The following is a 14,179-nucleotide window of genomic DNA, read 5'->3' on the forward strand; positions in this document are numbered from 1 at the left end:
GCCCGGGGCCGGCTCAGGCGGCGGCCCGCGGGGTGATCTGGGTCTTCACGCCCGCTCCGGTGCGCACCGCGCGGAAGGCCGCCGCGTGGTCGTCGAGGCCGAAGGAGGCGGTGACCAGCGGGTCGAGCTCGACCTGCCCCGAGGCCGCCAGGTCGAGGGCGGCGGCGTAGCTGTGCAGCACCGCCATCGAGCCGATCACGGTGATCTCGTCGTTGTAGATCCGGAAGGGCGACACCGCGATCCTGGCCTCGGCGGCGGCCACGCCGAAGATCAGCAGCCGGCCGCCGCGCCGCACCGCGGAGAGCGCGTCCTCGATCGCGGCGGGCACCCCCGTGACGTCGACGGCGGCGTCGAAGCGCTCCCCGTCGAGCTCGCCGACGGAGGTGGCGGTGGCCGTGGCGCCGAGCCGCGCGGCGACGGCGAGCCGTTCTGCGTTGCGGTCCACGACGACGAGCCGGCGCGCGCCCGCGGCGAGCAGCAGCTGCTGCAGCAGGAGCCCCATCGTGCCGGCGCCGACCAGCAGGACCGTCTCGCCGAGGACGGGGCCGAGGCGCCGCACGCCGTGCACCGCGCAGGACAGCGGCTCGACCATGGCCCCGGCCGCGCTGGAGAGGTGGTCGGGCAGCGGGTGGGCGTTGGCCGCGGGCACCGCCACGTACTCGGCGAACGCGCCGTCGACGGTGTCCCCGGTGGCGCCCCAGAACTCGCAGAGGTTGCCGCGCCCGGCCCGGCAGGCCGCGCAGTGGCCGCAGAACAGGGAGGGGTCGACGGCGACCCGCTGCCCCACTTCGAGGCCGGTGCCGGCGCCGGGGCCGAGGGCGGCCACGCGGCCGGCGAACTCGTGCCCGGGGACCAGCGGGTAGGGGGCGGGCGGGAACTCGCCGTCGAGAATGTGCAGGTCGGTGCCGCAGATGCCGCAGGCGTCCACCTCCACGATCACCTCTCCGTGTCCTGGCGTCGGGTCCGGCACCTCTCCGGCCCTGAGCACCCCGGGCCTGTCGACGATCAACGCGCGCATCGTTCCTCTTCTTTCCCCGGCGCGTTCCCCGGCACGGTCCCCGGCGCACTGTCCGCTTCCCGTCCCGGTTTCCGCTCCGGTCCTCGTGCTTGACTCCGCGGCCCCGCCGCGGGCGCCGCCGCGGGCCCCGGCGGCCGGCCGGCGTGGCCGGGGCCGAGGGGCCCGTAGGCGGCGGCCAGCCGGTCGGCGCGGGTACGCGCCGCCGCGTCTGGCGGCCGCACCGCCATCCTGGCGGCGTCCGTGGCCAGGCCACGAACCCGCAGAGCGTACTTCAGGTGCCCGATGCCGGGTCCGACGGCCGCGACCACCGCGGCCGCCTCCCGCCGCGCGGCCAGGGCCCGGCTCCCCTCGCCCGCCGGGTCCCGCGCCAGCGCGGCGGCGAGCGCGCCGAACGCCTCGGGGAAGGCACCGGAGCAGCCGGACACCACGCCGGCGCCGCCCGCGGACAGCACGCCGGCCAGGTCGGCATCGTCGCCGGAGAACACGGCGAAGTCCTCCGGGCAGGCCCCCACGTACGCGGCGACGCGCCCCGCGGGCTCGCCGCTGAGCTTCACCCCGGCGATGCCGGTCTCCGCCGCCAGGGCGGCCACCCCCGCGGGCGGCACCGCCACCCCGGTGCGCTCGGGGAAGACGTAGGCCAGCACCTCGGCCGGCCCGGCCGCCGCGCAGACGGCGGCGTAGTAGCGCGGCAGCTCGTCGGGGCCAGGGTGCGCGTGATCGGTGGCACTGCACGTCTCGAGACGGACAGGGAGAGCCCGACATGGTTTGGCGCCAATGTCTATAAGTACGGAGGCTATCTCATCGGCGACATCCCGGTCGTGGGAGAGCATCTTCAGACCGCGGTCGACCAGGCGATCAGCAGCTGGCTCGAGCACGAAAGCAGAGTCATTGACCAAAGGATGGAAGACTACACGGCAGAGTACTACGGCACGGAGAACGAATATCTCGCCGAAATGACAAGGCAATGGCTCCAGTCGAACCCCGCGCCTCCACGCTACGGTGACGCGGATGCCGGACAGTGGCCCACTGATGTGGCTCAGGAGATCCAGTTGGGCGCGAGAGCCGGACACGATGACGCCGAGGAACTGAGGGGACATCGCTCGTGAAGCGGATCGCTTACCTCCTTGCCGCGATGGCCACCATAGGAGGCATCGTCGGCTATTTCTCGTTTCGGGGCGGGAAGGCGTCGTACGCGGTTCCGCACGATGTGTGCGATGTTCCGGTTTCCGCGCAGCACGTTGAGCCGCTTCTTCCCGAGGGAGATGACCTGCGCCAGCGGCAGCCGGATGTCGATACGCCTGTGCCTCTCGTCTTCGTCTGCCGCGTCGAAGTGGATGGTGAAGAGACCCTCGCCGTCGATGTGACGGCCTCTTCCGTGACAACGGATATCGTTGCGTCCTCCCAACTCGGCCCTGGCGCCTACGGGCTCTCCTCACCCATCGAGACCACCATTGACGGCTACACCGCCGTGCTCGGGCCCCGCGCAGCACTGGTGCTGATGCCCTGTCCGGCCCAAGGCGAGGGCGGGGCCCTGACGGTCAATGTGCAGTCCTTTGCCGAACCGGACGGCACGTCTGAGGAAAAGCGGGGACTGATCGAGGATTTCACAGCGGATTTCCTGGGGGGCCTGAAGCGGAGCCAGGGCTGCTGAGAGCGCGGCTCGCGCGATGACATGACCCGGCACTCCCGCCCGGTCCAGGCCGGGCCGCATCGCCCGCGGACGGGACCTCCCCGCGCGGGCCCGGGGCAGGCGCCCGGCCCGCGCGGCGCGGGGATGCCCGGGGAAGACAGGCGCCATCGACGACACGGCTCCGCGGCGAGGTGCCTTCGGCGGTTCCACTGGGCCCGGCCGGGGCCGGCGAGAGGGGACCGCCCTGCCGCGCATCCGTACGGCAACGCCCCGCGCGCTCGGCCGAGTTGACGCCGCGTCGCCCCGGCCCGCTCCCGCGCCCGCGCCCCGCCCCCGCCCCGCGGCAGCGGCGCCGTGCGGGCGCTCGCCAACTGCTGCCGCACCTCTTGACGTGTCTGCAACACAATGGGTTTATGGGAGCGCTCCCAAGTTCGTTCGGCTGAGTAAGTAACATCACCGCACCCCTGGAGCCGCCATGACCACCGAGTTCGTGGGGTCTGCCGACCCCGTGTCCGCCGATTCCGTCCGCTCCCTACCGAAACGGCGGGCCGTCACCGCCCTGCTCGCCGTCCTCGCCACCCTCGGGGCCCTGCTCGGCCTCGGCCAGGCCGCGCAGGCCTCCCCCGTGCAGACGGCCGCCGTCGGCCTGCACATCAGCGACGGCCGTCTGCTGGAAAGCAACGGCAACGACTTCGTGATGCGCGGCATCAACCACGCGCACACCTGGTACCAGGGCGAGACCCAGTCGTTCGCCGACATCAAGGCGCTGGGCGCGAACACCGTCCGCGTCGTCCTCGCCGACGGCCACCGCTGGGCCGAGAACGGCGCCGAGGACGTGGCGAACATCGTCGACCAGTGCAAGGCCAACCGGCTCATCTGCGTGCTGGAGGTGCACGACACCACCGGCTACGGGGAGGACTCGGCGGCCGGCACGCTGGACGAGGCGGCCGACTACTGGATCGGCCTCAAGGACGTCCTCGAAGGCCAGGAGGACTACGTCATCATCAACATCGGCAACGAGCCCTGGGGCAACACCAACCCGGAGGGCTGGACCCAGCCGACCGTCTCCGCGATCCAGAAGCTGCGCGACGCCGGCTTCCAGCACACGATCATGGTGGACGCCCCCAACTGGGGCCAGGACTGGCAGAACGTCATGCGCACCAACGCGCAGACCGTCTACCAGGCCGACCCCACCGGCAACCTGCTCTTCTCGATCCACATGTACAGCGTCTACGACACGGCGCAGGAGATCACCGACTACCTGCACGCCTTCGTCGACGCCGGCCTTCCCCTGGTCATCGGCGAGTTCGGCGGGCCGGCCGACCAGTACGGCGACCCGGACGAGGACACCATGATGGCCGCCGCAGAGGAGCTCGACCTGGGGTACCTGGCCTGGTCCTGGAGCGGCAACAGCGACCCGATCCTCGACCTGGTGCTCAACTTCGACCCCGCCCAGATGACCTCCTGGGGTGAGCGGATCTTCTACGGGGCCAACGGCATCCTGGAGACGTCCGAGGAGGCCACCATCTTCGGCGGCTCGGGCAATCCGGGCGACGAGGAGGCGCCCACCGCGCCGGGCACCCCGCGGTCGAGCGCGGTGACCGGCACCTCGGTGACCCTGTCGTGGACGGCGGCCACCGACAACGTGGGCGTCACCCGTTACGAGGTGGTGCGGGTCGACGGCGGCACGGAGACCTCGGCCGCCACCACCTCGGGGACCTCGGTGACGGTCTCCGGCCTCGCGCCCGAGACCTCCTACACCTTCGCCGTCTACGCCAGGGACGCGGCCGGCAACAGGTCCCCGCGCTCCGGCACGGTCGCGGTCACCACGTCGAGCGCGCCCGCGGCCTCCTGCGGGGTGGACTACACGGTGGTGGGCGACTGGGGCAGCGGCTTCCAGGGCGAGATCGTCATCCACAACACCGGCACCTCGGCGCTGAGCAACTGGACCCTCGGCTTCACCTTCGCCGACGGCCAGCGCATCTCCCAGATGTGGGGCGGCACCCCCACGCAGAGCGGCGGCGCGGTGAGCGTCACCCCGGCCTCGTACACGGCGACGATCCCGGCGGGCGGCTCGGTCACCCTCGGCTTCACGGCCGAGCGCGGCTCCGCCAACACGGCGCCGACGGCCTTCACCCTCGGCGGCGGCGCCTGCACCACGCTGTGAGGCACCGCGCGCCCCGCATGTCCTGCGGACCCGCCTGAGGCGGGGGCGTGATTTCGCGGGCCGGTGGGCCGGGGTTCCCGGTCCGCCGGCCCGCGGCGTCTCAGCCGGCGCTCGGCTGCCAGCCGGAGGAGTCGAGCCAGGCGGCGCGCTGGGTGAGCCAGTCCCGCAGGTACTGGACCTGGCCCTGCCAGGTGGCGGCGGTGGGGGTGAGGAAGGGCCCGACGAAGAGGTCGGAGAGGTTGGGCCACTTCTGGAAGTTGCGCTGGGCCGCGGCGGTGAGCGGGGCGGTGAGGGCGTCGATCCGCTCGCCGAGGCTCGCGTCGGACAGCAGGCCCTGGCGCAGGTCCCGCCAGCGGGCGTCGAGCCGCTGGACGAAGGCCGGGTCGTTCATGAGGCGCAGGTACCAGTCGTCGCCGACCGGCTGCCTGGTCTGTTCGAACTGCCAGCCCTGGATCTGCTGGTTCTGGAAGTATCCGCCGGTGCCGAAGGTGAGGTCGTAGTCCCACAGGGGCCCGGCGACGATCTTCTCGTCCCGGTCCTTGTAGAAGTAGGTGCTGCGGACGTAGGCGTCCATGTTGCGGCTCAGCTCGTTGAGGATGATCTGGTCCGCGAAGGAGTCGACGTCGATGTAGGCGGGGTAACCGGTCTGGGGGTCGGAGGGGTTTTGCCCGTGCAGGGCGTCGTGGAATTGCTGGACGTACTGGGTCAGCCAGGCGCGCTGCTGGGTGTTGAGCGGTGAGGGGTCGGAGACCTCGAGGTACTGCCAGCAGGTCGCGGCGGCGCCGGTGCAGGTGAGGGTGGGCTCCTCGGCGGCCAGCCACTCGAACTCGAAGATGTAGCCGCCGGATATCTCCGGGAGGGAGACGTCGCTCTCCTCCAGCTGGTGCAGGTCGAGGCGGTCGGAGGAATTCTTGATGGTCTCGACGAGCATGTAGACGCCCTGGTAGTCGGCCGAGGCCAGCGGCCCGCCGTCCAGGTTGAGGTAGAGCTCGACGAAGGAGAAGCGGGGCGCCGCCATGCCCATGTCACGCCCGAGGCTGTAGACGAGGGCGTCGCGGATGAGGGACTTGTCGGAGAACGGCCCGCGCAGCACCCAGTCGGAGTCGGCGGGCATCCCGGCCATGGGGTAGTCGGCGTCGTCGTCCTCGTTGTCCCACAGTTCCAGCCGGTAGGGGGTCTTGGCGAAGGTGGCGGAGGACTGGCCGTGGAGGTGGAAGCCGGCCCTGGTGGCGACCGTGGGCGTGGCGGACAGGGAGGCCGTGCCGCCCTGGGGGTCGGTCAGCAGGGTGGCCACGTCGGCGTACTCGCGGCCGGGCTTCCCGGCGCCGTAGGCGTCCATGACCATGAGCGGCAGGTCGCCGGTGGCGTCGAAGGAGCGGGCGACGTAGAGCGCGGTGCCGGGTTCCCCGGCGGGCGCGCCGCCCGAGAAGGGCCGGGCGCGCAGCTGGGTCGTGGCGGTGAGGCGGAGGGCGCCGGTGTACAAGAGGGAGCTTGCGGTGGGGAGTTGCCCGTCGGTGGTGTAGCGGATCTCGGCGCCGGCGACGGTGCTGCCGAGGGTCACCGAGAGCTCGCCCTGGAAGGTGCCGCTCGGCGCCGAGAAGGTGATGTCGCCGGTCAGGTCCTCGGCCGCGTCCTCGGCCGCCCGGGCGTCGGCGGCGGCCTGGCGTCCGGCGGGCCCGGCGCCCGCCGCGCGGGTGGCCGCGGGGCCGGCCTGGGTGGCGGCGCCGGCGGGGGTGGCGTGGGCGGTCGGGGCGGCCTCGGCGCCCGCGATGCCGGTCAGGAGGACGGCGAGCGCGGCGAGCAGGTGGACCAGGACTCTGTTGCGCGCCCTGCTTCCTGGGGGTTTCCGGAACGTGCTGCTTTCCCTGCGCACGGGTGGGCACCTCGATTCTTCAGGAGGTCGTGGAGGACCGGCGCGGTGTGGACGGCGCCCGGCAGCAGGTCGCGGCGCAGGGTGCGGCGCCAGGCCGTGGCGGGCAGGTGCGGGCGCAGCGCGGCGAGGCCGGTGCCGTACTTGGAGATGCGTACGGGCCGGAACCCGCCGCGCCACAGGAGCCGGTCGACGGGGGAGGCGGCGGAGCCGGTCTTGGTCTCCACCACCGCCAGGCCGGGCAGGCGCAGAGCCTTACCGCCGTCGTCCCAGGTGAGCTCGGTGTCGATGGTGGCGCGGCTGCCCGTGTCCTGGAGGTAGAGGGTGGTGCGGCGGTACCTGGTGGAGAGCGTCGGGGCGAGCGGGAGCCGCGGTGCCTCCGCGACGCCCTGTTCTGCCAGCACGGCGTCGGCGAAGTGGCGCCCGGGGGCGAGCGCGCCGAAGTGTGCGGGGTCGTGGGGGAGGCGGTGCTTGACGGTGCTGCCGCGCGGCCCGCGGGTCTTGACCTCGAGCCAGCACTCCCCCGACTCCTCGTAGAGCCGGGTGCGGATCTTGAACCTGCGGCGGCGCCGCCGGGCGGTCAGGAGGTAGCTGACCAGGTCGGGGGTGTCGAAGTAGAGCGAGGTGTAGGCGAAGTCGCGGGCGCCGTCGATCTCCAGGACGCGGGTACCCGGCGGGAGGTGGCCGAGCAGGGCGCGCAGGGTGCCCAGCGGGACGAGGTACTTGCGGTCGACGCGGGTCAGCAGGAGCGCGCGGTCGAGGAGTTCGTCCAGGCCGATCGGGGCGAGTGCGCCGAGGGGGGTGCCGGTGAGGGCGGTGGTCATGGCCGCACCGCCACCGTGGGGGTGGCCGAGGCGGCGGGGCGAGGCGCGGCCTTGGGCCTGCCGTGCGGGCCGCGGTAGCGGACGTCGACGAGGGTGGTGTCGTTGACGAGGTCGACCCGCTGCACCGAGACGGAGTGCACCCGGGCGTCGAGAATGCTTTCCAGGTAGGCGACGAGGGCGGCGTGGTCGGGCATGGCGCTGTCCAGGACCATCACCTGCCGCCGGTGGCTGCGCAGCAGCCAGGGGTGGTCGCCGACGAAGAGGACCGCGAGGATCAGGGCCATCAGCCCGAGGGAGCGCCCGGTGTGGGCGGTGTCCAGCGCGCCGAGGATGCCGAGGGCGAGCGCGGAGAAGTAGTAGGCGACCTCGTGCTGGTCGAGTTCCGTGGAGCGCAGCCTGATGATCGACAGGACGCCGAACAGGGCCATGCCGAGGCCGAGTCCGGCTCCGGTGCCCGCGCCGCTGAGGGAGGTGGCGACCGCGACCACGCCCGCGTTGACGCCGAGGTAGGCGACGACCAGGTCCCGGCGGCGGTGGCGCGGGAAGTAGAGGCCGAACACGAGCAGGCTCATGGCGGTGATGTCGCCCGCGAGGAGGGCCAGTTGGGCCATGTCGCATCCTTCCGGGACGTGTGGGGTCCATCCGCAAGGTGAACGAGAAGTGGCCGAGCGGTTACACGCAAGGTAGGCGTCGCCCCACGGCCCCCGCCACCCACTTCCGGACGAATCGCCCCGGCGCGAAACCCGGTGCCCGCCGGGCGGCGCATCGGCTCGGGGCGCGCGCGGGCCGCCGCGCGTCCGGGCAGCTCAGAGGGTGGGGCCGCGGCCTGCCCGGCGCCCTGACCGGCCGCGGGCCCGCGAGAGTTATCGAGAATTTTCGGCCTGCTTCCACACGGCGACGAGGGGTGACCGTTGGCCATCACCACTGCTCACCCTCGGGATGCCCACGCCCTGTGGGTCCGTCAACGACCGGTATTCGGCGCTGACTTGAACCGCACGCCCCTAGGTATTACCGGAAGTTTTCCGGTATGTTGGAGTCCTGGCGAGAGCCAGGGGCCGCGGGCAAGAAGACGCCGGTTCCCGGGTCGTGGAGCAAACCCGGGGGCCGGCGTCAGGCCGTTTTCCGGCCCCGGCGCGATCCCGGCGCCCTGCCGAGCCGATGCTGCCGGGCCGAGCCGGCGCCAGGCGTGCCGAGGAGCGCGGCAGGCCGCCGGCCCCGCCAGGGAGCGCCAGCACGGGCCCACCGCCGGGGACCGCACCTCCGCTCTCGTCCCCGGCCCGCGCCCGTGGCCCGCCCGCGGGCCCCTCCCCGGCTCCCCTCCCCCGGGTGCTCCGCCCGGGCTTTCCGCCCGGGAGCGCCGGCGAGGGCCGGCCGCATGCGCCCCGCCTTCCGCGGCTCCCTCCCGTGCCGCCCGCAGCGCGGCCCGCGCCCGCCCCGGCGAGAAGAAGGGGAGAATGCGGGTACGCCCTCCGATGGTGCCCCGCCATCCCGCCTCGGCCGGGGTCCCGCCGTTCCCCCGGGCCCGCAACGTGGGAAGGTGTGCAGCGCACGGTGGGCAGGAAGCAGACTGAGCGGAGGAGGCTCGGGAATGGTGGAACACGAGGCCGGGGCCGGGTCCGGGGCCGCCGGCGAGCCCGGGGCCGGTGCCGAGTCCCCGCCGCCGCTCCCCGACCTCGTCGACGCGGGCATGTACCTGGTGGACGACCGGGGCCGGATCATCCAGGTGAATTCCGCGGCCGAGAAGCTGCTCGCGCGGACGGCGGACGAGCTCCTCGGCCAGGACGCGCACGAGCTGCTGCACCGCGACGCGCGCGGCCAGACGATCCCACGCGCCCAGTGCGCGATGATGCAGTCGTTCCTCGGGGCCTCGACCGGACGCGGTCAGGGGTGGTTCGAGCGCGGCGACGGCTCGCCGCTGCCGATGTCCTGGCTGGTCACCCCGTGCCGCGCCGGGGCGGGCAGGACGGGCGCGATGGTCCTCTTCCACGAGTCGACGCCCCTGGACGGGGCGCAGTGGCAGGAGAGCGGCACCTCGGCCCCGCGGTCCGAGCTGGACCGGCTGGCCCTGCTGGCGGAGACCACCACGCTGCTGACCTCGACCCTGGTCATCGACGAGACGGTGCAGCGGCTGGAACAGCTCGTCGTGCCGCGGCTGGCCGACTGGGTCGTGGTGGACCTGATCAACGAGGGCGGCGAGGTGCAGCGCGCCTCCGTGGTGGGGCACCAGGAGGGGCACCTGGTGCACCTGACCGAGCTGGAGGGCCCGATGCCGCCGGTGCCCGAGGAGTCCCCGCTGCCGCTGCCGCGGGCGCTGCGCGGGGCGGCCTCCACGGTGGCGAGCCCGTCGGACTACGAGCGGTCGCCCGACTCCGGGATCGCCGTCGCGCAGCGCGAGCTGTTCCGGGCCACGGGCATGCACTCGGCCGCGATCGCGCCGATCCGCGGCCTGCGTGAGGTGATCGGCGCCCTGACGCTGGGGCGTTCCACACGGCCCGAGGAGTTCCGCACGAGGGACCTGTCCCTGCTCAACGACATCGCCCGCCGGGCCGGGCTCGCCCTGGACAACGCCCGCCTCTTCCAGCGGCAGCGCCGGATCGCCGAGACCATGCAGCGCCACCTCCTGCCGCGGCTGCCCGGGGTCCCCGGCGTGCAGATGACCGTGCGCTACCTGCCCTCCCCCGAGGCCTCCCAGGTCGGCGGCGACTGGTACGACGCCTTCGTGCTGCCCGACGGCGTCGCCGCGCTGGCGATCGGCGACGTGGTGGGCCACGACCTGGACGCGGCGGCGGGCATGGCGCAGGTGCGGAACATGCTGCGCGCCTACGCCTGGGCCGCCCAGGAGCCGCCCAGCGTGATCGTCGACCGGCTGGACCAGGCGATGCAGCACGCGACCGACGCCTCGATGGCCACCTTGATCTTCGCCAGGCTCGAGCGCCGCGCCGAGGTCGGCGACTGGTGCCTGACCTGGACGAACGCCGGCCATCCCCCGCCGATGCTGGTGCACCACGACGGGCGGGTCGAGTTCCTCGACGGCGGGCACGACATCCTGCTCGGCACGGGGATCTCCACCCGGCGGACCGACGCCTCCCTGGCGCTGCCGCCCCGGTCGACGCTCGTCTTCTACACCGACGGGCTGATCGAGTCCCCCGGCCACTCCCTGGACGCGGGACTCCTCAGGCTGAGCCGGACCGCGGCGTCGCTCGCCCACCGCCCCCTGGACGCCTTCTGCGACCTGATGCTCAGCCGGGTCCGCCCCGCCGACAACGAGGACGACGTGGCCGTCCTGGCGCTGCGGCTGCCCCACTCCGGCTGAGGGCGGCGCCCCGCGCCCGCCCGGCCGTGGCGGGGAATTGTCATACGCCGCGCCGAAGTGGGCAGGAGGACCGCCACGACATCCGCGGATGCAAAGACGCCGCCGCAGCAGCCACCCGCGCCCGCCCCCGTGTGGGAGGCGCCCCGCGTCGGCGTCCGAGCGCCGGGCGCCCGGGGCGCGGTCGGGTGGTGCGGCGCAACGCGTGCGCGCTCCCCTCGTTGAGCACCCTGCTGACGTCCTGCCTGGCCACCCGGTCGCACCGGCCCGCGGGCGGAAACCGCAGCCACGAGGAGGAGGTCGCCGGATGGCAGTCGACACCAATCACCCCAGCGAACCCGTGGTCGAGGAGGGCACCGGCCTCAGACGCGACTTCGGCACGGTCGGCCTGCTGTTCACCGCGGTCGGCTCGATCATCGGCTCCGGCTGGCTCTTCGGCGCGCTGGACGCCTCCCAGCTGGCCGGGCCCGCGGCGGTGATCTCCTGGGCGATCGGCTGCGTGATGTTCGTCTTCATCGGGATGACCTACGCCGAGCTGGGGACGATGTTCCCGCACTCGGGCGGCGTGGCGCGCTTCCCGCACTACTCCTTCGGCTCCTTCACCAGCTTCTCGCTGGGCTGGGTGACCTGGATCGCGGCGGCGGCCGTGCCGCCCATCGAGGTGCTCGCCGTCGTGCAGTACTCGACGAACTGGGTGTCCTGGCTGCAGCGGCTCGAGGACGGCGAGCCGGTCCTCACCCCGGCGGGCACCTGCGTGTCCGTCCTGCTGATGGCGGTCTTCGTCGCGGTCAACTTCTTCGGCGTGCGGTGGTTCGCCCGCATCAACAACGTGCTGGTGTGGTGGAAGCTGGCCGTGATCGGGCTGGTGATAGTCACCTTCTTCGTGCTGAGCTTCCACCCCTCGCACTTCCACCTGTCCTCGGCGGGCGGCTTCGCGCCCTACGGCTCCACGGGCGTCTTCTCCGCCGTCGCCGGCGCGGGCATCGCCTTCTCCTTCTTCGGCTTCCGGCAGGGCGTGGAGCTGGCCGGCGAGACCGACAATCCCCAGCGCAACGTTCCGCTGACCCTGATCGGCTCGGTCCTGCTGTGCGGCGCCATCTACATCCTGCTCCAGGTGGCCTTCATCGGTGCCGTCCCGCGGGACGCGATCGAGGCGGAGGGCTGGCAGGCCGTCGGCGAGCACTTCAGCTCGCGCGGTGACGTGCTGGCGGCCTTCGGGCCGCTGGCCGCCGTCTCGGGGATCATCGGCGCCGTCTGGCTGGCCGGGCTGCTGTACGCCGACGCCGTCATCTCCCCCGGGGACACCGGCCTGATCTACACGGGGGTCACCGCGCGGATCTCCTACGCGATGGCCCGCAACCGCAACGCCCCCGACGGGCTGGCCCGGGTCAACGCCACGGGCGTGCCCTGGGTGAGCCTGCTGCTCGCCTTCGTGATCGGCTGCTTCTTCTTCCTGCCCTTCCCCGGCTGGAGCCAGCTGGTGGAGTTCGTCACCAACAGCACGGTGCTCTCGTTCGGCTGCGGGCCGATCGTGCTCCTCGCCATGCGCAGGCAGCTGCCCGGCCACCCGCGGCCCTTCCGGCTCGGCGACCGGTGGGTGTGGGTGATCGCCTTCCTGGCGCTGTGGTCGACGAACCTGATCATCTACTGGACCGGCTGGGAGACCAACTGGAAGCTGTTCCTGGCGATCATCCTCGGCTACGTCCTGATGGGGGTGTACCACCGCACCGCGGGGGGCCGCGTTCCCCCGCTGGAGTTCCGGCACGGCTGGTGGCTGCTGGTGTGGTTCGCCGGCCTGGCGCTGCTCAGCTACCTCGGCGACTACCCGGCCGAGTCGGAGCACGCGGGCAACCTCGGCGTCCTCGACTTCAACCTGGGCGCCGTGGCGGCGTTCGCGCTGACCGCCCTGGTGATGTGGCTCTCGCTGCGTTCGGCGCTGCCCGCCTCCCGGGTCCGGGAGATCCTGGCCGAGACGGACGCGCCGCTGCCGAAGGCGGGGGCGCGCCGGGGCGCCACGCCGCCACCCGGCTGAGTCGGCCCCGCTGCCGCGGCCGCGCGGCCCGGTGGTCCGTCCCCGGCGGCGGATCACCGGGCACACTGAGGCGGGGCGTGACCCCCGCGCCCCGCCACGGAAGGGTGCAGTCGTGGTCGAGGAGATGGCCCAGGCCGGGTACCGGGCTCTCGACGCCTTGATGTTCGACGCCGAAGCCGGCGCGCCCGAGGACGTTCCGCTCCTCGCCGCCAAGGCGGCCTCCAGAATGGGCCTGGCCGAGGCGACGATCTACCTCGCCGACGTGCAGCAGGACCGGCTCGTGCCCCTGCCCGGGGCCCAGCCGGAACCGCCTGCGCTGCCGATCGACGGGACGCTGGCCGGGTGGTGTTACCGCACCTCCTCGGTGCAGACCACGGAGGCGGAGCCGACCGGGCTGCGGGTGTGGATTCCGATGCTGGACGGCGTCGAGCGCGTCGGCGTCCTCGGGCTGCGCGGCGACCGGCTCGACGCGCCCCGGCTGCGGTTCTGCCGGTCGCTCGCCACGCTGCTGACCATGATCGTGCTCACCAAGGGCTCCCACAGCGACAACTACACCCGCCTCCAGCGCAGCGCGCCCATGCGCCTGTCCGCGGAGCTGCTGTGGGCCTTCCTGCCGCCGCGCACCCTGAACGCGCGGGACGTGCTGTGCACGGCGGCGCTCGAACCCGCCTACGAGATGGGCGGCGACAGCTTCGACCACGCGCTGGTGGGCAGCAGGATGCACGCCACGGTGCTCGACGCCATGGGGCACGACCTGCGGGCCGGGCTGACCAGCGCGGTGGCGCTGGCCGGGGGCCGCAACGCCAGGCGCTCCGGCCTGGGGCTCGGCGAACTGGCCGAGTCCGTCGACGAGATCCTGGCCGCCGAGTTCCCCACCCGGTACTGCACCGGCGTCTTCGTCCAGCTCGACCTGCCCACCGGCGAGCTGGAGTGGGTGAACTGCGGGCACCCGGTGCCGCTGCTGATCCGGGGGCTGCGCCTGGTGCCCGGCGCCTTCGACCGGGCCCCGGAGCTGCCGCTGGGCTTCGGCGCCCTCACCGGGCAGCGCAGGGCCGTGCACCGCCTCTCGCTGCGGCCGGGGGACCGGGTGCTGCTGTACACCGACGGGGTCACGGACGCCAGGTCGTCCAGTGGGGAGAGGTTCGGCCTGAAGAACTTCACCGAGTTCATCATCCGCGCCACCGCGGCGGGCGAGCCCGCGTACGAGACGCTGCGGCGCCTGATCCACGCGCTGCTCGCGCACCACGACGACCGGCTCACCGACGATGCGACGATCGTCCTGTTCGAATGGCGGCCCGAGCGGGGTGCGCAGACCTCCTGAGCCCGCC

The 14,179-nt window shown here is 73.2% G+C and carries 11 protein-coding genes; 6 read left to right on the top strand and 5 right to left on the bottom strand.

The genetic code is table 11. The features are described from left to right. Nucleotides 1-13: 13 nt before the first annotated feature. Both D7294_RS19270 and D7294_RS19275 read right to left on the bottom strand, forming a co-directional pair. A complete protein-coding gene (locus tag D7294_RS19270; RefSeq protein WP_120681428.1) occupies nt 14-1,018 on the bottom strand; it encodes a zinc-dependent alcohol dehydrogenase family protein in 1,005 nt (334 codons plus the stop codon). Then, the gene (locus D7294_RS19275) at nt 1,006-1,848 is read right to left on the bottom strand and encodes a dihydrodipicolinate synthase family protein (protein WP_241562501.1); all 843 of its coding nucleotides are present in this window, start codon (nt 1,846-1,848) and stop codon (nt 1,006-1,008) included. Before D7294_RS19275 ends, D7294_RS19270 begins: the two co-directional genes overlap by 13 nt. On the opposite strand from D7294_RS19275, the gene D7294_RS33300 reads away from it, so the two are divergent. From D7294_RS33300 to D7294_RS19285, 3 genes are all read left to right on the top strand, one after another. Then, nucleotides 1,732-2,124, top strand: coding sequence for a hypothetical protein (locus D7294_RS33300; protein WP_241562505.1), 393 nt, complete (start codon nt 1,732-1,734; stop codon nt 2,122-2,124). The two genes, D7294_RS19275 and D7294_RS33300, sit on opposite strands and share 117 nt — an antisense overlap. Beyond that, complete coding sequence (locus tag D7294_RS19280; RefSeq protein ID WP_120681432.1) at nt 2,121-2,669, top strand: hypothetical protein; 549 nt, start codon at nt 2,121-2,123, stop codon at nt 2,667-2,669. The genes D7294_RS33300 and D7294_RS19280 overlap by 4 nt, the downstream gene beginning before the upstream one ends. Before the next feature lie 454 nt (nt 2,670-3,123). Further along, nucleotides 3,124-4,815 carry a cellulase family glycosylhydrolase gene (locus D7294_RS19285; protein WP_120681434.1) on the top strand — a complete coding sequence of 564 codons (1,692 nt, stop codon included), beginning with the start codon at nt 3,124-3,126 and terminating at the stop codon, nt 4,813-4,815. A 100-nt stretch (nt 4,816-4,915) separates the two neighbouring features. Here the strand turns inward: D7294_RS19285 and D7294_RS19290 are convergent, their stop codons facing one another. Genes D7294_RS19290 through D7294_RS19300 form a run of 3 tightly spaced genes read right to left on the bottom strand, consistent with a single transcriptional unit; the run spans nt 4,916 to nt 8,120 of the window. Further along, the gene (locus tag D7294_RS19290; protein WP_206619528.1) at nt 4,916-6,688 is read right to left on the bottom strand and encodes a CotH kinase family protein; all 1,773 of its coding nucleotides are present in this window, start codon (nt 6,686-6,688) and stop codon (nt 4,916-4,918) included. Further along, entirely contained in the window at nt 6,592-7,509 is a 918-nt protein-coding gene (locus D7294_RS19295; RefSeq protein ID WP_120681436.1) for a polyphosphate polymerase domain-containing protein, read from the bottom strand. The genes D7294_RS19290 and D7294_RS19295 overlap by 97 nt, the downstream gene beginning before the upstream one ends. Further along, nucleotides 7,506-8,120 carry a DUF4956 domain-containing protein gene (locus D7294_RS19300; RefSeq protein ID WP_120681438.1) on the bottom strand — a complete coding sequence of 205 codons (615 nt, stop codon included), beginning with the start codon at nt 8,118-8,120 and terminating at the stop codon, nt 7,506-7,508. Before D7294_RS19300 ends, D7294_RS19295 begins: the two co-directional genes overlap by 4 nt. Nucleotides 8,121-9,097: 977 nt before the next feature. Here D7294_RS19300 and D7294_RS19305 point away from each other — a divergent pair. The 3 genes from D7294_RS19305 (at nt 9,098) to D7294_RS19315 (ending at nt 14,172) form a co-directional block, all read left to right on the top strand. Beyond that, nucleotides 9,098-10,822, top strand: a complete 1,725-nt coding sequence (locus tag D7294_RS19305; RefSeq protein WP_120681440.1) for a SpoIIE family protein phosphatase — start codon at nt 9,098-9,100, stop codon at nt 10,820-10,822. 304 nt (nt 10,823-11,126) lie between these two features. Further along, entirely contained in the window at nt 11,127-12,851 is a 1,725-nt protein-coding gene (locus tag D7294_RS19310) for an APC family permease (RefSeq protein ID WP_120681442.1), read from the top strand. A 112-nt stretch (nt 12,852-12,963) separates the two neighbouring features. Next, on the top strand, nt 12,964-14,172 hold the full coding sequence (locus tag D7294_RS19315; protein WP_241562482.1) for a PP2C family protein-serine/threonine phosphatase: 1,209 nt from the start codon (nt 12,964-12,966) through the stop codon (nt 14,170-14,172). Nucleotides 14,173-14,179 lie beyond the last annotated feature (7 nt).

This window comes from Streptomyces hoynatensis (genome assembly GCF_003626535.1).
In the GTDB taxonomy this organism is placed as follows: domain Bacteria; phylum Actinomycetota; class Actinomycetes; order Streptomycetales; family Streptomycetaceae; genus Streptomyces; species Streptomyces hoynatensis.